A 19,926-nucleotide genomic window follows, 5' to 3' on the forward strand; every position below is an offset into this window, starting at 1 on the left:
TCAGACCGGAATTAAAGCTCAACTGCCATAATCATTGAATAAATGCCTGTAAATGGCATCTGTTGAACTCAATAAGATTGCGTAAAAAAAATGGAAAACGTTTGAAATAAATAAATGCCACCATAAGATATCCATGATACCTGGTAAATATAAAAAGTCCTTTCGAATGATATTCAAAAGGACTTCTTTAATCTGAAAAACCTATAGGCGCTTTCAGATTCATGTTTTTACTGATGAATGCTATCCCAATGCGGCTAAACCCTCCTCAATGATCTTGATCTTGGCTTCAGCATCTGCTTTCTTATTTCGTTCATTGGCAATAATTTCAGGTTTTGCATTTTGTACAAAACGTTCATTGCCCAACTTGGCATCTACCGATTTAAGGAAACCCTGCAGGTAAACCAGGTCGGCATTCAAACGGTTACGTTCAGCGTCAACATCAACGTTTTCTGTCAGTGGAATAAAGAATTCATCTTTACCAGCCATGAAAGCTGTAGCACCAGCTATCTTCTCATTTACGATTTCTGCTTCAGAAACATTGGCCAGCTTGAAAACAACATTTAACCATTTTTCATAATCAATATCAGAATTCACTTTCAGGCTTAACGGTAATGTTTCCTTTGGCGAAATTTGCTTTTGGTTACGAACATTCCTGATCTCTGCAACCACAGTTTTAACAACTTCAGCATCTTTTAACAATTTCTCATCAATTGCCCCCGCCTTTGGAAAATCAGCAACAATGCAACAATCCAGTTCTTCACGTGTACCGAATAATTCATCATGCCATAATTCTTCTGTTAAGAAAGGCATATTAGGATGCAGTAATTTAATGATATTTTCAAAAAAGCCAATGGTGGCCTGATAGCTCTCCGCATCAATAGGTTGTTGGTAAGCAGGCTTAACCATCTCTAAGTACCATGCACAGAAATCATCCCAAACCAATTTATAGGTGGTCATTAAGGCTTCCGATAAACGGTATTGCTTAAAGTTATCTTCAATGTCTATCAGGGCAGCACTGAAACGGTTTTCAAACCAGGAAATGGCTTGCTTATTCGGATTTTCCAAACGCTCATCAACTTCCCAACCCTTAACCAAACGGAAAGCATTCCAGATCTTCGACGCAAAGTTACGGCCCTGTTCACAATAACTTTCATCAAACATTAAGTCGTTACCTGCAGGTGATGACATCAGCATCCCTACACGAACGGCATCTGCACCATATTTCTCAATCAAGCCAATCGGATCCGGCGAATTACCCAGCGATTTAGACATCTTACGTCCTAATTTGTCGCGAACAATACCGGTTAAATAAACATTGGTAAATGGCTTCTTGCCCATAAACTCATGTCCTGCCATAATCATCCGTGCCACCCAGAAAAATAAAATCTCTGGTGCTGTTACCAGATCATTGGTCGGGTAGTAATAGTTAATATCCGCATTATCCGGATTTTTAAAACCATTAAAAACAGAAATCGGCCACAACCATGATGAAAACCAGGTATCCATTACATCCTCATCCTGTTTTACGAAAGGCTCCAATTGATGTTTGAAACCAGCTTTTTCGGCCTCCGAGCAGCTTTCATCCAGATGTTTTTTCTTCCAGAATTCCTCTAAAGCTTCGTCTTTGGTTTTTGCCACTACCCAGTTTCCTTTGTCGTCATACCAGGCCGGAATTTGCTGCCCCCACCATAACTGACGCGAAATATTCCAGTCGCGCACATTCTCCATCCAGTGGCGGTAAGTATTTTCAAATTTATTCGGAATCAGATTCACTTCTCCATTCAAAACATCATCCAATGCAGGCTGTGCCAGCTCCTTCATTTTTACAAACCACTGCATGGAAAGCTTTGGTTCGATAGCCGCATCCGTACGTTCAGAGAAACCAACCTGCGATTTATAATCTTCAACTTTATCTAAATGACCTGCCTCATCCAATAACTTAGCAATCTTTTTTCTGGCAATGAACCTGTCTTCGCCAACCAAAATAACAGCCAGCTCGTTTAAAGTCCCATCGTCATTCAGGATATCTGTAACCGGCAAATGGTGTTTAACACCCAACTCGTAGTCATTCAAATCATGTGCAGGGGTAACTTTTAAACAACCGGTACCAAACTCAATATCAACATAGTCATCTTCAATAACCGGAATCTCGTGATTTACCAGAGGAACGAATACTTTTTTACCTTTCAGGTGCGTAAAACGTTCATCATTCGGGTTAATACAAATTGCAGCGTCGGCCATAATCGTTTCCGGGCGGGTTGTTGCAATGGTCAGGTATTGATCATCAGTACCAGAAATAAGATACTTAATGTAGTATAGCTTCTGGTTTACTTCCTTACGAATAACTTCCTCATCAGAAACTGCCGTTTTACCAGCAGGATCCCAGTTAACCATCCGGACACCCCGATAAATCCAGCCTTTTTTATACAGGTGAATAAACGAATCGATAACGGCTTCAGAAAGGTCCTCCTCCATTGTAAAACGGGTACGGTCCCAGTCGCAGCTTGCACCTAATTTTTTTAACTGTTCTAAAATAATGCCGCCATATTTCTCTTTCCACTCCCATGCATATTTTAAAAACTCTTCACGGGAAAGATCCTTTTTATTGATGCCCTGTTCTTTCAACATGGCTACAACTTTAGCTTCCGTTGCGATTGAAGCATGATCGGTACCTGGAACCCAACAGGCATTTTTGCCCTGCATCCGCGCTTTACGAATCAAAACATCCTGAATGGTATTGTTAAGCATGTGGCCCATGTGCAGCACTCCGGTAACGTTTGGCGGTGGAATTACGATGGTGTAAGGCTCGCGGTCATCTGGTTCCGAGTGAAAAAACTTTTTTGATAGCCAATAGCTATACCATTTATCTTCTGTTTCTGCAGGATTGTACTTCGTGGAAATGCTCATGAATTATATTAAAAGCCCAAAAATAGCTAATTAAGCTGAAAGACCAAAGCATACCTGTTTTCAGTAATAGCCCTGTTTTCAGTAATAGCCCTATTTTCAATCCAGATCATCTAATACATCATTCAATAACAGTTCAAATCCTGGCCGAACCTTATCTTAGAACTTCATTTTCTGAATCCTCACCGCATTCAATATAGCCAGTAACGCTACACCAACATCAGCAAAAACAGCCTCCCACATGGTTGCTAAGCCACCTGCTCCTAAAATTAAAACCAGTGCTTTAACCGCAAAAGCGAGCACAATATTCTGTATCACCACACTTTTGGTGGCTTTGCCAATCTTAATTGCAGTGGCAATTTTCGATGGTTGATCGGTTTGGATAACCACATCTGCCGTTTCAATAGCAGCATCACTCCCCATAGCACCCATTGCCATACCGATATCGCTGATGGCCAGAACCGGCGTATCATTAATACCATCCCCCACAAAAGCCACAACCCGAGTTTTATCTTTTTTAATTTCTTCTAGTTTGGCGACTTTATTTTCCGGCAGTAAATCCCCGAAATAGGAATCGATGCCCAAAACACCGGCAACCTTCTTTACAATTGATGTTTTATCCCCGCTTAACATCACCACTTGTTTTACGCCATTGTCGTGCAATTGCCTGATGGCATCGCCGGCATCTTCTTTAATCTCATCGGCAATTAAAATATATCCGGCATAAGTACCATCTAATGCAACAACCACAATACTCTCTTCAATATCCTTTATTTTAGCATCGAAATCGATGTCGAATTTTTCCAGGAGCTTCACATTTCCAGCTAAAATCTCTTTCCCACTCACATTTCCTTTCAAACCCATGCCTGCAATTTCTTCAATGTTTTCCGCAGAATGAATTCCCGTTGTGCCTACATATTCAACTATGGCTTTAGCAATTGGATGGGTGGATTTTGCCTCAACAGCAACCACCAGATTTAAAAAATCTTTTTCATTGATGTTACTTTCCACTTTTTGCACTTTAAAAACGCCTTTGGTAAGTGTTCCGGTTTTATCCATTACAACTACGTTAAGCCTGGTAATTAAATCTAAAAAGTTAGAGCCTTTGAAAAGAATCCCATGTGATGATGCAGCACCAATGCCACCGAAATAACCCAGGGGAATAGAGATCACCAATGCGCATGGACAAGAAATAACTAGAAAAACCAATGAACGATACAGCCAGGTATGAAAATCATACCCACTGCCTAAAACCAATATCGGTATGGTCACGAGTGCGACTGCCAGAAAGAATACGATTGGAGTATAAACCTTTGCAAACTTGCGGATAAACAGTTCAGTTTTCGCCTTACGCGTTGTAGCATTTTGAACCATCTCTAAAATACGCGACAATGCACTGTCTGCAAAAACTTTCGTAACCTTAACGTCGATTACCTGATTCAGGTTCAACATTCCCGCTAAAACTTGTTCACCCTTACCAATGGATTTCGGCTTGCTTTCGCCTGTTAGTGCCGCCGTATTAAAACTGCCTTTCTCAGATAGCATGTCTCCGTCTAAAGCGATCTTCTCCCCTGCCTTAACCTGTATGGTTTCCCCTGCTGCTACCTGCTCCGGATTGACGTCTTCGTATTTGCCGTTCCTCAAAACATGTGCTACGTCTGCCCTAACATCAAGCAGGGCAGAGATATTTCGCTTAGCCCTGTTTACCGCTGCCATTTGGAATAGTTCTCCAATCGTATAAAAAAGCATCACGGTTACACCCTCAGGGTATTCCCCGATGCCGAAAGCACCGATAGTAGCAACCGACATTAAAGAAAATTCAGTAAAAAAATCCTTAGCCTTAAAAGTTTCCCATACCTCCTTTAAAACAGGAATCCCAACAGGCAGGTAGGCAACAATGTACCAATACGGACGAATGATTTGAAAGGCCGCGATCTTAAAAAAATGGTCAAATGCCAGCCCTGTTAGCAGCATCACCAATGTCACTAAAGCAGGCAGGTACGTTTTAAACGCTGAAGGGTCGCCCCCATGATCATGGTCGTGCTCATCGCCATCTTCATGACTATGGTTATGGCTCTGATTTCCCTGATGGGCTTTACTGCTGCAACAGCTATCTTCTTTATGGTGGGAATTGCTCATTGTTAACGATATATTGTAAATTTAATCATGCATAAAATCAAAATTAACGCTTTATTTCTAATCATTCTTAATAACTAAAATTTTTATACTCACACAATAAAGAATGTTAAAAAATGTTAATACTGTATAAAGATTGAAAAACTATGAAATCTGTTAAAATTCATTTTTCTGCATCAGAAATTATCAGACGTTTAGGTCTGGCTAAAATCTATTACTGGTTTAACAAGTAATATTTCTAATATATTGTTTCAGTATTAATTAGTATTTCATAAATTTCGCTGTTATAACTAACTTATTAAGCGAATGAAATACCAAAATTTGAAAAGATATTTTGCAGCACTCGGTATAGTTGCTGCTGGCTTTTCTGCTAATGCACAAACTGTTAAAAAATTCATCGACCCGGCAAACATGGATTTGTCCGTTAAACCAGGAGATGATTTCTACACCTACGCCAGCGGTGCCTGGGTAAAAAACAACCCTGTTCCGGCTAAAGAAACACGCTGGGGATCATTCAATGAACTTCGCGATTTCAATATCAATGCTGTAAAATCGCTTGTGGAAGAAGCAGCCGCAGATAAATCTGCACCCGCAGGCTCAGTAAAACGACGTGTTGGCGATTTCTATACGGCCGCAATGGACAGTGCGACCATCGAAAAATTAGGCTACACACCAATCAAGGCAGACCTGTCTAAAATTCAGCAAATTAAAAACATTCAGGAAGTACTTGATCAGGTTGCTTACATGCGCACCAATGGTTTGGGCGGCGGAATGTTTGGTATTGGTGTAGGACAGGACCGTAAAAATGTAAATAAATACATGGTAAACATCGGTCAGGGCGGAACAACACTACCAGACCGTGATTACTACCTGAAAGATGATACCCGTAGTGTAAAAATCCGCGAAGCCTACAATACCTATATGACTACGCTTTTTACACTAACCGGAAGCGCACCTGAGGTAGCTAAACAAAAAGCAGAAACCGTTTTTAAAATTGAAAAGCAATTTGCGGAAGCACAGATGAGTCGCTTGGAAATGCGCGACCCTTATGCAACTTACAACAAATTGACTGTTGCTGAACTAAATAAGAAAACCCCGGATATCAACTGGAATACTTATTTACCTAAATTCAAAATTAAAGGGCAGGACACAGTATTGGTATCGTCACCTAAATTTATGGTGAGCTTGGATGGCATGCTGAAATCAGTTTCTGTAGCCGACTGGAAAACATATTTAGAGTGGAACCTGATTAAAAGCTCGGCCTCCAGCCTGAGTTCTCCTTTTGTAAAAGCAAGCTTTGCCTTTACACAAGCGCAAACAGGTCAAAAGGTGCAAACCCCACGCTGGCAACGTATGTCATCTTTAACAGATGGCACCATTGGCGAATTATTAGGTCAGCTATATGTGGCCAAATATTTCAAGCCAGAAGCAAAAGCCCGCATGAACCAGATGATTGTCAACCTGCGTAAAGCATTCGAAATCAGAATCAACGGTTTAGAATGGATGAGCGCTGAAACCAAACAAAAAGCGCTTGCGAAACTTAATGCGTTTACACCTAAAGTAGGTTATCCCGACAAATGGAAAACATATGATGGTCTGGTGATCAATAAAGGTACTTATTTCCAGAACCTTCGCAATGCAAGCGTTTGGGGATATAACGAATCCATCGGACAGTTGGGTAAACCGGTAGACCGTACCCGTTTCGGCATGACGCCTCCAACGGTTAATGCCTATTATTCGCCAACTTTAAATGAAATCGTTTTCCCTGCAGGAATTTTACAATTCCCTTTCTTCGATCCAAATGCTGATGATGCCGTTAATTACGGTGGAATTGGTGCTGTAATCGGTCACGAGATGAGCCACGGTTTTGACGACAGCGGTAGTCAGTACGATGCAGCTGGTAACTTAAAAAACTGGTGGACTGCAGAAGACAAAGCTAAGTTTGATGCTAAAACCAAAGCGCTGGGTGAGCAATTCGACGCTTACACCGTTTTGGATACAGTACATGTGATTGGTAAACTCACAATGGGCGAAAACATTGGCGATTTAGGTGGTTTAAACGCGGCATATACTGCATTCAAAATGACTAAACAAGGTCAAAGCAATGAGAAAATCGACGGCTTTACACCTGATCAACGTTTCTTCCTGGCATGGGCACAGGTTTGGAGAGGTAATATCTTGCCAGAAAGTGCTGCTCAGTTAATCAAAACCGATCCGCACTCTCCTGGTCCGTTCCGTACAATTGGTGCACCTGTAAACATGGATGCCTGGTACAATGCTTTCGATGTAAAACCTGGGGATAAATTATACAAAAAACCAGAGGATAGAATCAGAATGTGGTAGTTTAATACTGCAATTTTTTCATCCCGAAGAGAAATACCAAACCTAAAGCGTCCTGAATCATCAGGGCGCTTTTTTCTTTTCCGACAAATCAAAATTAAGCCGTCTCAATTGATGAATTCTTATTTATCATTCTATCTTTGAAAAACAATAAATTGTGTCCATATGAAATGCATATCTAAAGCCATAGTTTTCACTGGTTTATTTTTTCTTACCATTAGTGCAACTGCTCAGAATAAACTCATCAGTCTTGATAAATTAATCAATAAAACTGATCCGGCCTGGCCGTTAGTTCAAAAATGGGTGGAGGCAGCAAAAAATAAAGTAGAGATCCTGCCTGTTGACACCGCAAAAGCGAATGAAGTGCTTTATAATGCGCAAATGACTACCTACGCCACTCTTGGATCGGTCATTTACAATACCGGCGGAATAATCGTAGATAATGGCTGGATACGCATCCTGGGCTCTGGTAGCGAAAGGTTGAACAGAAATATCGCCGAGTGGAATAAAGGTAAAACCATAAAAGAATATGGTGATAATGTGCCATACCTCCTGATTGCCGATGATGCCGTTGGGGGGTTTTTTGCAATAAATTACGGTGGTTTAGGCCCTGACATCAAAAACGTCTACTATCTCGAACCAAATACCCTTACCTGGCAACCCTTGGGAGCAGGCTATGGTGAGTTCCTGGTATTCTGCTTCGATAGCGACCTGTCGAAATTTTACAAAGGCCTGCGCTGGAACAACTGGAATCAGTTTATAGGCAATCTCGACGGAACGAAAACCTATAGCTTCCGCCCGTATTTATGGCAGGAAGGCACGGATATCGATAAATGTACCAGAAAACTTGTAGGTATCGAAGAAATGTATCGCTTCAACGTCATGAAGTCCAAGGAGATAAACGCCGATAAAGGCATCAAGAAGGAGGTACCAGGGCAGTAATCGTCAGGGTTCAGGGCAGTCATCGTCAGGGTTAGTCCGCAGTCACTACGCAGTAACACCGTACTTTGCCTGTACCTTCTTAGGTAACTTGGCCAGTACCATTGCACGTGAGCCTGCAACAAGCGCCTTTAGCTCCTTATCATTTAAAACATCCACACTGGCAATCTGTATCCACTGGCGTTTAGCCAGGTGATAGGCTTGCTGTATTCCGTCTCTCGCAGTTAGTGCATCGAAGTCATCTGGGTTACATTTGATAGAGAACCGGCTTCCCTCTTCAATGGCGATGATCACGTATATCTTTTCTTCAATCATAAAGCATAAATGGTCCCACTTCATGCCTTCTGTTGTTCCGGGAAGACTTAAACAATATTCTCTGAATGATTCAATATCCATAAGCAGATTCTGGGGGCTAAGGCAACAGATTTATATGTTCAATATTTTATATAAACTCACCACGAAAATAATAATTTTGCCTCAGAAAATCTTTCTATATTAAAAAACCTGTACATGAATATTATCACACCAACTGCCGATGGCTCCAACACGCTCTATAGTGAAACCATAGGCGAACATTACCATAGCAAGCACGGTGCGCTACAGGAAAGCAAACATGTTTTTATTGAGGCGGGTCTGAAATTTGCCTCTGCAGGGAAATCAGAAATAGCGGTGTTGGAAGTAGGCTTTGGAACTGGCCTAAACTTCATACTGAGCAATGAATTTGCGACAAGTCAGCACATTAAATTAGCTTACACCAGCATTGAAGCTTTTCCTTTAAGTTTGGAGGTAATCAATCAAACAGGTTATGATGCCTATGTACCTGCTGGTATATGGAGCGATTTCACCTCTAAATATGAAGAGAGCTTAAATTCAGTGCAGACACTATCACCATTTTGCCAACTCGAAATCCCACATACCACCCTGGCACAATTCACAACAAACAAAAGATTTGATGTGATTTACTATGATGCTTTTTCTGTGCAGCACCAGCCCGAAATGTGGAGTGATGAAATTATTGCCCATGCATGCAGCTTCCTTAAGCCCGGCGGCACTTTTGTTACATACGCCATAACAGGTAAACTCAAACGTGCTGTAAAGGCCTGTGGTTTTAATATAGAAAAATTACCGGGAGCGCCAGGAAAAAGGGAAATGCTAAGAGCAGTAAAAATGCAGGAACAAACAGAAGACTTCCAAATCCTGAATCCATAAGCTCCCGCTGAAGCATGACATTTACGCGACTAAATCTTAAAACTACAATATCCCTCATTTGTTAAGCCTATATTAAAACTCATATCATGGAAAAAAGAATATTAGGCAAAACAGATTTAAATATTGCACCCATTGTATTTGGAGGAAACGTCTTCGGTTGGACCATCGACGAACAAAAATCATTTGAAATATTAGATCATTTCGTAGAAAGTGGTTTCAATTTTATTGATACGGCCGATGTGTATTCGCGCTGGGTACCAGGGAATAAAGGTGGAGAGTCAGAAACAATTATCGGCAACTGGCTAAAAAAGAACAATAAACGCCGTGACGTGATCATTGCAACTAAAGTTGGATCTGATATGGGCAGTGGAAAGTCATTGAAAAAAGACTATATCATCAATCAGGTAGAACACTCTTTATCACGCCTGCAAACCGATTACATTGATTTATATTTTTCTCATTTTGATGATGAGACCACCCCGGTTGAAGAAACCCTGAGTGCTTACGAAACGTTGATCAAGGAGGGAAAAGTACGCTGGATAGGCGCATCAAATTTTTCGGCTGAAAGACTTAAAGAATCTTTACTGCACTCGGCTACAAATAACCTACCCAGATACGAAGTTTACCAGCCAGGCTATAATTTGTTTGACCGCCAGGAATTTGAACGGGATCATGAGAAAATATGTGTTGAACACGGACTGGGCGTAGTCACTTATTATTCCCTGGCAAGCGGATTCTTAACCGGAAAATACCGCAGCGAAGATGACTTGAATAAAAGTCAGCGCGGCGCAGGCGTGAAGAAATTTTTAAACGACAGAGGTTTCAAAATTTTAAGTGCACTGGACCAGGTTGCTGAAAGCCACGGCGTTGAACAAGCCTCGGTTGCTTTGTCCTGGTTAATCAACCATCCTTCCATCACCGCACCAATAGCCAGCGTTACCGACTTAAGTCAGCTAAAATCATTTACCGAGGCTGCAAACCTGAACTTGTCGCCGGCAGACATTTCACTTTTAAACGAAGCAAGCAGCTATTAGCAAAATAATCTGTTATATTTAAATGCCCGGTTAATTAAACAATTATCCGGGCATTTTGTATTATTCAGGATTTAAAAAAATATGAAAGAAAAACTATCTTTTCTCCCAAAACTGGCACTCGTACTATTCTGCTTAATCAGTTTAACTTATATCGCCATTTTAGGACAATCTCTGCTCGCCCCTTTGTTGTTCTCTTTCCTGATGGCCATTTTACTCCTGCCAGTAGGTAATTTTCTCGAACAACGTTTTAAGTTTAAGAGAAGCCTCTCAACAATAGTGTCGGTCATCGTGATGATTGTATTGATTGGAGGGATCATATACTTCTTTGGCAATCAATTGAGTGATCTATGGGCAGACTGGCCTTTACTGAAAGATAAAGCCAATACGTCCTATCACGATCTTCAGCACTGGATATCTAAAACATTTCATGTAAACTCGGAAAAGCAACTCGCCTACCTTAATGATAGTACAGAAAAAGCTTTGGCAACCAGTGCCGCCATTGTCGCAACCACATTGGCAACCCTTTCCTCCACCCTGCTCTTTTTAGGATTTACACTATTATTTACCTTTTTCATTCTCAACTACCGTAGGGTATTATTCACTTTCCTGACATCAGTTTTTAAAGAAGAACATAAGGAGAAGGTCACTGAAATTGTAAGCCAGATTCAGTACATCATCAAAAAATATATCATCGGTTTATTCCTGCAGATGCTCATTGTTACCGTGTTAATGATTACGGTACTGAGTTTGTTGGGTGTTAAATATGCGGTACTTCTTGGCCTCGTAGCCGGAATTTTTAACGTGGTTCCTTATCTGGGTATCTTCTTCGCGCTTTTGGTCAGCTGTCTCATCACATTCGCAACTGCCGGCGCTGGTAAAGTCCTTTTGGTTTTAATAGCCTTCGTTGGTGTACATGCCGTAGATGGAAATGTGCTAATGCCACTGGTGGTAGGCTCGAAAGTCAAAATCAATGCCTTGTTTGCATTTATTGGCATTGTAGTGGGCGAAATGATCTGGGGCATCTCCGGAATGTTCCTTTGTATTCCTTACCTGGCTATGCTAAAAATCATTTTTGACCGGGTAGATACATTGAAGCCATGGGGGATTTTAATGGGCGAAGAGCACAAACCTGAAAAAAAGAAACGCGTTTACCGCATTACCAAAAAGATTAGATTAGAAGAGAAAGATTAAAATCTTATAATTTTACCAGATGAAACCCCTGTTCGTGTTATTGATCGTTTACGTGGCCTTGCTTGCTTTTGGTAGCCATACTACGTTTGACAAAGGAAACATCTTTGCTGGCAATATTGCTATGGCGGTGATGTTGCTCTTTACAGCCATAGGTCACTTCAAATTCAAAACCTCAATGGCAGCGATGATCCCACTCTTTATACCTGCTAAAGTGCAGATTGTAATTTTTACAGGTGTGCTGGAAATCCTTTTTGCTATTGGTTTAGGCGTGGAAAGCACACGATTCTATACGGGTATTGCATTACTTATATTCTTTATAGCCATTTTGCCAGCTAATATTTACGCAGCAAAGCACCAAATCAATTATGAAGATTTATACAAACCAGGCCCGGGAATTAAATATTTATGGTTCAGAATTCCTTTTCAATTTTTCTTAATCGCCTGGGTTTGGTACTTTAGCATCCTATAAATCACATAACATGCCCAATAACCCCATTCCAGCTGTTGCAAACAACCCGGCAGATGCCTTTAATCGTTTGCTCACTGTTTTAAATACGCTCCGCACACAATGTCCATGGGATAAAAAACAAACCATGGAGACATTGCGCCACTTAACGATTGAAGAAACGTACGAGCTAAGTGACGCCATTCTGGAGGGTGATATGAACGAAATTAAGAAGGAACTGGGCGACGTGATGATGCATCTGGTATTCTACTCCAGAATTGCATCTGAAACAAATGATTTTAACATCGTTGATGTATTAAATGGAGTTTGCGATAAGCTGGTAAACAGGCATCCCCACATTTATGGCGATATTGAAGTACACAATGAAGAGGATGTAAAACGCAACTGGGAACAAATTAAGTTAAAAGAAGGAAATAAATCGGTACTCGCCGGCGTACCCTCCTCACTGCCCGCCTTGGTTAAAGCGTCCCGGATTCAGGAAAAAGCCCGCGGGGTGGGTTTCGACTGGGAAGACAAAAACCAGGTATGGGAAAAAGTTGAGGAAGAGCTTCAGGAATTTAAAGCCGAATTTAATGTAACAGACAATACCGCAATCGATGTCGAAAAAGCTGAATCAGAATTTGGTGATGTGCTTTTCTCACTCATCAACTATGCACGCTTTATCAATATCAACCCCGAAAATGCCTTAGAAAAAACCAACAAAAAATTCATCAAACGTTTCCAGTACCTGGAAAATAAAGCCAAAGAAAGTGGCAAGGCACTGGCCGAAATGACACTGGCCGAAATGGACATTTATTGGAATGAGGCCAAGAAATTATAATTATGAGCGCAGCAGATTACAATGATCAGGCATCAAAAAACCTGATCAGCATCATTACTTTTAACGTTACGGCTACCCAGACAATAGATGGGGGTATTATTCCCTGGGTTAATATTGGCAAGGCAAATGAAGAAATCCTAAACCTCATTGATGCCGAAGAAATTGTCATTCCGGAACATGAAATTACTGTTGCTGTAGATTATCCCTTAAGCAACCCTACACACTTTCAGCTCTATTCCTCCATCGGTTTTTCACGAAAGTTGTTCCTGATAGAACTCAGGGAAAAATTCATAGTTTTTGCGAAATCAGAAGAATTCGACATCAATACACTTGATCTGGTGGCACTGGATGTGTATAAAACTGAATCTGGTAGAATAGAGGTTACCCTGGATATTGATTTGTAACTCCACCTAGATCCCTAATAGAATATACCATCTACATAATACCATTTCCCATCCTCCAGCCTGAAGGTCGATTTTTCATGCAACACCGCAGTCTGGAAGTGCTGCCCTAAATAATACGCTTTAAATTCGACCTTATCGAAATTGGCAGCCACAATCTCCAGCTTTAACCATTTCGTATTTTTTGCACTTTTTAAATAAGCATCTTTTGAGTTTCCCTTTCTCTTGCTCAAGTGTGTAGTTTCGGATAAATAATCTGCATCCGCAACCACAAATGCCGAATATCTGGAGCGCATCAATGCCTCTGCTGTAGGTGCTGCTTTAATCTTTAAATGGTAGGGCTGGCAACAGTTTTCATATTGTAAACCACTTCCGCAAGGACAATTCATCGTATAGTAGATTAATTCTTTTTAAAATGATAAGAATTGTTCATTTCCCTATCTGGTTCAAAAATATCTTAAATCATCTTAACATCATCAATAAATTTGTATTTGAGCACGGGTTTGGCTTTTAACCAGATTACAAAAATATTTTCCGTAAAATTGTGCTCGAAAAATGAGGTATTTCTTTCATATTGCTTATCAGGGTCAACATTTTAGTGGATGGCAAAAACAACCTAACGTCAAAAGCGTACAGGAAGTCATCGAACAAACACTCTTCAAAATTCTTAAAACGCCTACACCTGTTTTTGGTTGTGGCCGGACGGATGCGCATGTTCATGCCAGCCAGTTTTTCTTCCATGCCGATATAGAACAGGAACTTAACTTGGATCTGCTTTACATCCTCAATAAAGCGCTTCCCTATAACATCTCAGTTTTTGATATCATTAAAATGGAAGGTAAACCTCATGCCCGTTTTGATGCCGTTCAGCGTAGATACGATTATTTTGTACATACTCGAAAAGACCCGTTTTTAAGCAACCAAAGTTCCTTTTATCAGCTGGATAATCTCGATTTCGAAAAGATGAATACAGTGGTCAAACTGCTGCCTCAATATAAAGATTACCGGGCTTTTTGCACTCACCCCGATAAATATGAGCATACCATCTGTAATGTAATGGATGCCCGTTTATACCTCAATGCTAAAAGAGACCGGTTTAGATTTCACATAGCCAGCAACCGCTTTCTCGGCAAAATGATCCGCATTACAATGGGAAAAATACTGATGGTTGGGAAAAGTGAACTCAGTATTGATGAGTTTGAAAGCGAGCTGATTAATCTCAAAGCCACTAAACTGTCTTTACCCGCACATCCTACAGGCTTATATCTTTCCAAAGTAACCTACCCCTATTTAAACCTCGAGCCGGCAACGGAAATTATACCGGTACTACAAGGCGCAGAGTGGGAATTGCTGTAGCCAGATTTAAAAAAATTGAGCCAAACCGGCAGATTAGAAAACTACTTAAATCTGATTGCCTTCAACGGAGATACTTTACTGATCAGAAACGAAGGAATAATTAAAACCAGCAAACATACAATTACAGTAATCAGATTAAGTCCTATAATATCGGTTACATGAAATTCAATCGGAGCGTATGCCAGAAAATAAGAGGTTTGGTTTAGTTTAAATATATGGGTCGACTGCTGAAACAAGCCCAATCCTATCCCTAAAATATTTCCGAGCAATAGTCCAATACCAATCAAATAAGCCGCATTAAAGAGAAATATCTTCATAATACTCCAGTTACTGGCTCCAAAAGATTTGAGCATTCCAATCATGTTTGTACGCTCCAAAATCATAATCAGTAAGGCTGTAACCATATTAATAACACCAACAATCAACATCAAAATCAAAATCACCCTCGTATTCACATCCAAAAGCCCCAGCCAGGTAAAGATATTAGGAAAGTTTTCTTCAATCGAATACGACCTCAGGTTCCGCGGAAGCTGCTCGTAAATCCCATCGGCCACAACTTTCAACCGGTTAAAGTTTTTAGTCCTGATTTCAATTCCACCAATCTGATCAGGCTTCCAGTCATTCAGTCTTTTAATGATATTTATATTGCCCAAAACGAAGCCTTTATCAATATCCTCTACTCCGATATCATAAATGCCCACTATCTTAAACTTCCGTGGACGCAATTGATTCTGCACGAAATACATGATGAAATCATCGCCCGTTTTAAGCTTCAGGCGATTGGCAGTATACTGGGAAATCAAAAGTTCCTGCATAGCGGCTACACTGTCCCTGAAATCGATTATCGTACCGCTGATGATGTGCTGCTTAATGTAATCCCATTTGTAGGTTTTGTCAATCCCTTTAAAATTAATGCCCTCAATCTCGTTATTTGCAGATAATATGGCTGGTTTGGTAGCAAAAGGATAATAATACTCAATATTTTTATTCTGTTGAAGCTGCTTTTTGGTTTGCGCATCAAGTACAAATGGCGAATGTTCAAAAGAATTATTCAAGTCATATCGCGTAATCTGAACATCGCCCAGATAACCGCGCACTTTGTCCTGAATTTCCGTTTTAAATCCCTTGATAATGGCTATTGTCAAAATCATCACGGCCAGGCTCAGCATTACGCCTGCTATTGCAATGCGCACAATGAGCTTTGAAAAAGTTCGTTCTGATTTTATGGCAATCCGCCCCGCTATGAAATATTCGAAATTCAATTTATAAAATTTGTTGTAGCAAAAATGCTCAAATCCTTTTTAAAAATGGCATTTTTGATGATAAATAAGCACCCGTAAAATAATCAATAGGCTAATAACAACAAGCAAAAAAATGCTAAATTGTTTAAGCTTTAATCCAGAGATTAAAATCTTTAAATATGAGAACAACCTTCAGCTTTTTGTTTACCAGTTTAATTGCGCTTAGCGCATGTGGCCAGCCCAAGCCGATTGAACAGGAATTAGGCCAGGGACTAAATGGCAAGACACGTAAAACCGCTATCAGAACCATGCCGCTTCCGTCCTCTTTCAAAACCGGAGCCGAGCAAACTGAAAAATATCTGCCCTTATTGAAAGGGAAACGCATTGGTATGGTGGTTAACCCAACTTCCGTGATTGGCGATCAGGCCTCGGTAGACAGCTTGCTGAAAAGAGGGGTTACAATTCAGAAAATATTCGGACCAGAACATGGTTTCAGGGGAAATACAAGCGCAGGTGTTTCTGTAAAAGATGATGTGGATACCAAAACAGGTATTAAAGCCATTTCGCTCTATGGAAAACACAGCACGCCAACAACCGAAGATTTAGCAGATATTGATCTGATGGTATTCGATATACAGGATGTTGGCGTTCGTTTTTACACCTACATCAATACGCTGCAACACGTGATGGAAGCCTGTGCGGCAAACAATAAAGAACTCTTAATACTAGACCGCCCTAACCCTAACGGCTATCTCATTGATGGGCCCATACTCGACCCTAAATTTAAATCAGGAATCGGTATCCAGCCCATTCCCATTGCTCACGGACTAACAGTTGGAGAATATGCACAAATGCTGAATGGCGAAGGTTGGCTAAAGGATAAAGTGAAGTGCAAAATCACCATCATTAAAAATGCGGGTTATAACCATGATATGGAGTATACCTTACCTGTAAAACCATCACCAAATTTAAACACCCAACAGGCCATCATGCTCTACCCTTCTACCTGTCTGTTCGAAGGTACGTACCTAAACCACGGCCGTGGTACCATGTTTCCTTTTACCATAGTTGGTGCACCTTATCTGAAAGACAAATTCGAATTTAGCTTTACCCCAAAAAGCATTAAAGGTATGTCTGAAACACCATTATTTCAGGATCAGGTGTGTTATGGATTGGATTTAAGGCAATATGATGTTACAGCGTTGAGAAAATCCAAACAAGTGAATATTTCCTGGCTCATTGAGCTGTATAATGCATCACCAAAAAAAGAAGACTTCTTTAATACTAAACTAAGTAAAGAGATGGGAACAATTGAAAGACTGGTTGGTGTGGCAGATTTCAGGCAGCAGGTAATTGACGGAAAAAGTGAAAAGGAAATCAGAGCCAGCTGGGAACCCGGACTAAGCGCTTACAAAACGATGCGTAAAAAGTATCTGATTTATGATTAGTGAAACAACTTTAAAGCTTATGGTGTTCTATTAAAGAGTTGGGAACTGACATTCAAATTCACTAATTCATTCATTTACTAATTCAATAAACAAAAATGATGAGCGGACCGAAAGAAAAAAGCGATAAACCAGGAAGCAATTACCAGGAGGAAGTACCAAAAGGCAGAAAACCTGTAGATCACCAGACCGTGCGTAAACCAGGAGACAGTACCCCTAATAAGGCGCCTAAAACAAATAATCCTGCACAACAGCGTGAAACGGAAGAACAGCCTGTTCAACCAATTAAAAAAGCGCCAAAAGAATAAACACTTATCAAAGCAGTCAATATTAATTGGCTGCTTTGATGCATCAGGTTGTTTTGCTGTTTGCCTTCAGAAAAGATAACAGCACCTTTTCATCGTGATCCAGATTGATCTTTCCTAATGTCTTCGCATTGTTCATTTTCTTAAGATACTTGCCTAACTCGTCATTCTCATACGCGGTAAGCAACAAAGGGTAAACATACGAGCTTTTACAAACGGCCCGGGTATTCCCTAGCTTTTTTGCGACACAATCTAACACAGACACAATAGCCTTTTTAGAGTTAAGATTAAAGTCTTTATCATTGCTACATTTAGCAAACTGCCTCAATGCTTCCAGCGTTCCTCCCCAGGTCCTGAAATCTTTCGCCGTGAAATCATCGCCGGTAATTTCCTTAATATAGTTGTTGATCTTTCCGGAGTCAATACCCCTATGTTCTTTACCATTAGTGTAGTACTGAAACAGTTCCTGACCCGGAATGTCCCTGCATTTCTTCACCAGCTTAGCCAGCGACCGGTCATTTAGCTCCAGCTGCTGCTTTACTCCTTTTTTCCCAATAAAATCCATCAGGATTTTGCTGCCATTTATCTTCACATGCTTGTCGCGCAGCGTCGTTAAACCAAATGATCCGTAAAGCTCTTTATAGCTTTCATTGCCCACTCTAATCAATGTTTTTTGTAAAACATCCACAGAAATAGCCAGCACCTTGCGCTCATCCAGATCCTTTCTGCGAAGGTCTTTCGCCAGGTTTTTTCTCGCTGCTGGCAGCGCTCTTCCAAATTCCAGCAGCCTGAAATATTTATCTTCCGAACGGCGGCTGGTCCATTTAGGGTGGTATTTATATTGTTTTCTTCCTGCAGCGTCGGTACCCGTAACCTGCAGGTAGGCATTCGGCTTGTTTGCAATCCATACATTTTGCCACGCCGGCGGAATTACCAGGGACTTGATTCGGCTCAGGTGTTTTTCATCCGATACCCGATCCCCGTTTTTATCCTCATAGTGAAATTTCCCGGGCTTACCTTTCCGGTAAATACCAGGCATGGCATCAGTTACATATACCAGTCCACTCTCTTTTACAACATCTTTGCCTTGTACCATTTTTACCTGTAACTATGGGGTTATTTTAGTTATTTTGTAAAACCTTAACACCCCTGTTCACGTTAATTTTAGAAACACAACATATTATTTATGAAAATAGTTTTTATGGGTACGCCCGATTTCGCTGTTGCTTCTTTAGATGCCCTGGTACAAGCCAATTTTGATGTAGTTGCCGTGGTAACTGCACCAGATAAACCAGCGGGAAGGGGACAAAAAATGAATGAAAGCGCGGTAAAAAGATACGCTGTTGAAAAGGGAATACCGGTTCTACAACCCGAAAAACTTAAAAACCCTGAATTTATTGAAGTGCTGAAAACGTACCAGGCCGATCTGCAGGTAGTGGTTGCTTTTAGAATGTTGCCTGAACTGGTTTGGAATATGCCGCCAAAAGGAACAATCAACCTGCACGGTTCTTTATTACCGCAATATCGAGGTGCGGCACCAATAAATCACGCCATCATTAACGGAGAAAAAGAAAGCGGCGTAACTACCTTTTTCCTGAAACATGAAATAGATACCGGCGATATCATTTTAAGCGATAGTGTTGCAATAGGAGACGACGAAACTGCAGGAGAGCTACACGATAAACTAATGGCCATCGGAGCCAGCCTGATTGTGAAAACTTTAAAAGCCATTGAAGCCGGAGAGGTACAGGAGCAGCCGCAACCGCAAAGTGACGACTTGAAGCATGCACCCAAAATTTTCAAAGACGATTGTAAAATAGATTGGAACAACGATTCTCTAACCATTCATAACCTGATAAGAGGCCTGAGTCCTTACCCAACCGCTTTTACGATTCTGAACGATAAAACCTTGAAAATTTTCAAGGCTGAAATAGAAGATAAAGAATCAGCAATTGTAGCTGGTGGATTCTTAACAGATGGTAAAACCTATTTGAAATTTGCCACCAAAAATGGATTCATCAAACTGCTCGATATTCAATATGAAGGAAAAAAGAGAATGCTAATAGCCGATTTTCTGAGAGGCATGAGACTATAACAGCAACAAGTAATCAAGATTTGTATTTGATTGAAGGATGATAA

General features: G+C 40.7%; 18 protein-coding genes. 12 read left to right on the top strand and 6 right to left on the bottom strand.

Going from position 1 to position 19,926, the window contains the following annotated elements; translation table 11 throughout:
- Positions 1-240: 240 nt before the first annotated feature.
- Together AB669_RS11695 and AB669_RS11700 are read right to left on the bottom strand one after the other, a co-directional pair.
- Positions 241-2,907 carry a valine--tRNA ligase gene (locus tag AB669_RS11695; RefSeq protein ID WP_047799473.1) on the bottom strand — a complete coding sequence of 889 codons (2,667 nt, stop codon included), beginning with the start codon at positions 2,905-2,907 and terminating at the stop codon, positions 241-243.
- 156 nt (positions 2,908-3,063) lie between these two features.
- Positions 3,064-5,043, bottom strand: a complete 1,980-nt coding sequence (locus tag AB669_RS11700; RefSeq protein WP_047799474.1) for a heavy metal translocating P-type ATPase — start codon at positions 5,041-5,043, stop codon at positions 3,064-3,066.
- A gap of 303 nt (positions 5,044-5,346) precedes the next feature.
- On the opposite strand from AB669_RS11700, the gene AB669_RS11705 reads away from it, so the two are divergent.
- Together AB669_RS11705 and AB669_RS11710 are read left to right on the top strand one after the other, a co-directional pair.
- Positions 5,347-7,383 (top strand): M13 family metallopeptidase, encoded by a 2,037-nt coding sequence (locus AB669_RS11705; protein WP_047799475.1) that lies wholly within the window; start codon positions 5,347-5,349, stop codon positions 7,381-7,383.
- Between the two features lie 162 nt (positions 7,384-7,545).
- Positions 7,546-8,322, top strand: a complete 777-nt coding sequence (locus AB669_RS11710) for a DUF2625 domain-containing protein (RefSeq protein ID WP_082120656.1) — start codon at positions 7,546-7,548, stop codon at positions 8,320-8,322.
- 45 nt (positions 8,323-8,367) lie between these two features.
- On the opposite strand, the gene AB669_RS11715 is transcribed toward AB669_RS11710, so the two are convergent.
- Positions 8,368-8,715: an MmcQ/YjbR family DNA-binding protein gene (locus tag AB669_RS11715; RefSeq protein ID WP_047799476.1), complete on the bottom strand. Its 348-nt coding sequence runs from the start codon at positions 8,713-8,715 to the stop codon at positions 8,368-8,370.
- 114 nt (positions 8,716-8,829) lie between these two features.
- Here AB669_RS11715 and mnmD point away from each other — a divergent pair, with 114 nt between their 5' ends.
- From mnmD to AB669_RS11745, 6 genes are all read left to right on the top strand, one after another.
- Positions 8,830-9,528, top strand: a complete 699-nt coding sequence (mnmD, locus tag AB669_RS11720; protein ID WP_047799477.1) for a tRNA (5-methylaminomethyl-2-thiouridine)(34)-methyltransferase MnmD — start codon at positions 8,830-8,832, stop codon at positions 9,526-9,528.
- Positions 9,529-9,614: 86 nt separating this feature from the next.
- Positions 9,615-10,562 carry an aldo/keto reductase gene (locus AB669_RS11725; RefSeq protein WP_047799478.1) on the top strand — a complete coding sequence of 316 codons (948 nt, stop codon included), beginning with the start codon at positions 9,615-9,617 and terminating at the stop codon, positions 10,560-10,562.
- A gap of 81 nt (positions 10,563-10,643) precedes the next feature.
- The gene (locus AB669_RS11730; protein WP_047799479.1) at positions 10,644-11,753 is read left to right on the top strand and encodes an AI-2E family transporter; all 1,110 of its coding nucleotides are present in this window, start codon (positions 10,644-10,646) and stop codon (positions 11,751-11,753) included.
- A gap of 19 nt (positions 11,754-11,772) precedes the next feature.
- Positions 11,773-12,222 (top strand): hypothetical protein, encoded by a 450-nt coding sequence (locus AB669_RS11735; RefSeq protein ID WP_047799480.1) that lies wholly within the window; start codon positions 11,773-11,775, stop codon positions 12,220-12,222.
- A gap of 10 nt (positions 12,223-12,232) precedes the next feature.
- Positions 12,233-13,039, top strand: a complete 807-nt coding sequence (gene mazG / locus AB669_RS11740) for a nucleoside triphosphate pyrophosphohydrolase (protein WP_047799481.1) — start codon at positions 12,233-12,235, stop codon at positions 13,037-13,039.
- Positions 13,040-13,041: 2 nt separating this feature from the next.
- Entirely contained in the window at positions 13,042-13,443 is a 402-nt protein-coding gene (locus tag AB669_RS11745; protein ID WP_047799482.1) for a hypothetical protein, read from the top strand.
- A gap of 14 nt (positions 13,444-13,457) precedes the next feature.
- Here AB669_RS11745 and AB669_RS11750 read toward each other — a convergent pair whose 3' ends face one another.
- Positions 13,458-13,829, bottom strand: coding sequence for a YchJ family protein (locus AB669_RS11750; RefSeq protein WP_047799483.1), 372 nt, complete (start codon positions 13,827-13,829; stop codon positions 13,458-13,460).
- Between the two features lie 166 nt (positions 13,830-13,995).
- On the opposite strand from AB669_RS11750, the gene AB669_RS11755 reads away from it, so the two are divergent.
- Positions 13,996-14,796 (top strand): tRNA pseudouridine(38-40) synthase TruA, encoded by an 801-nt coding sequence (locus AB669_RS11755; RefSeq protein WP_047799484.1) that lies wholly within the window; start codon positions 13,996-13,998, stop codon positions 14,794-14,796.
- A 41-nt stretch (positions 14,797-14,837) separates the two neighbouring features.
- Here the strand turns inward: AB669_RS11755 and AB669_RS11760 are convergent, their stop codons facing one another.
- The gene (locus AB669_RS11760; RefSeq protein WP_047799485.1) at positions 14,838-16,058 is read right to left on the bottom strand and encodes an FtsX-like permease family protein; all 1,221 of its coding nucleotides are present in this window, start codon (positions 16,056-16,058) and stop codon (positions 14,838-14,840) included.
- A 287-nt stretch (positions 16,059-16,345) separates the two neighbouring features.
- On the opposite strand from AB669_RS11760, the gene AB669_RS11765 reads away from it, so the two are divergent.
- Both AB669_RS11765 and AB669_RS11770 read left to right on the top strand, forming a co-directional pair.
- On the top strand, positions 16,346-17,485 hold the full coding sequence (locus AB669_RS11765) for an exo-beta-N-acetylmuramidase NamZ domain-containing protein (protein WP_369799759.1): 1,140 nt from the start codon (positions 16,346-16,348) through the stop codon (positions 17,483-17,485).
- A gap of 95 nt (positions 17,486-17,580) precedes the next feature.
- A complete protein-coding gene (locus tag AB669_RS11770) occupies positions 17,581-17,790 on the top strand; it encodes a hypothetical protein (RefSeq protein WP_047799487.1) in 210 nt (69 codons plus the stop codon).
- Between the two features lie 43 nt (positions 17,791-17,833).
- Here the strand turns inward: AB669_RS11770 and AB669_RS11775 are convergent, their stop codons facing one another.
- The gene (locus AB669_RS11775) at positions 17,834-18,883 is read right to left on the bottom strand and encodes a DNA topoisomerase IB (RefSeq protein ID WP_047799488.1); all 1,050 of its coding nucleotides are present in this window, start codon (positions 18,881-18,883) and stop codon (positions 17,834-17,836) included.
- Between the two features lie 90 nt (positions 18,884-18,973).
- Between AB669_RS11775 and fmt the strand changes: the two genes are divergently transcribed.
- Positions 18,974-19,882, top strand: coding sequence for a methionyl-tRNA formyltransferase (gene fmt, locus AB669_RS11780; protein ID WP_047799489.1), 909 nt, complete (start codon positions 18,974-18,976; stop codon positions 19,880-19,882).
- Positions 19,883-19,926 lie beyond the last annotated feature (44 nt).

The sequence above is a fragment of the Pedobacter sp. BMA genome, assembly GCF_001027745.1.
Classification (GTDB): Bacteria; Bacteroidota; Bacteroidia; order Sphingobacteriales; family Sphingobacteriaceae; genus Pedobacter.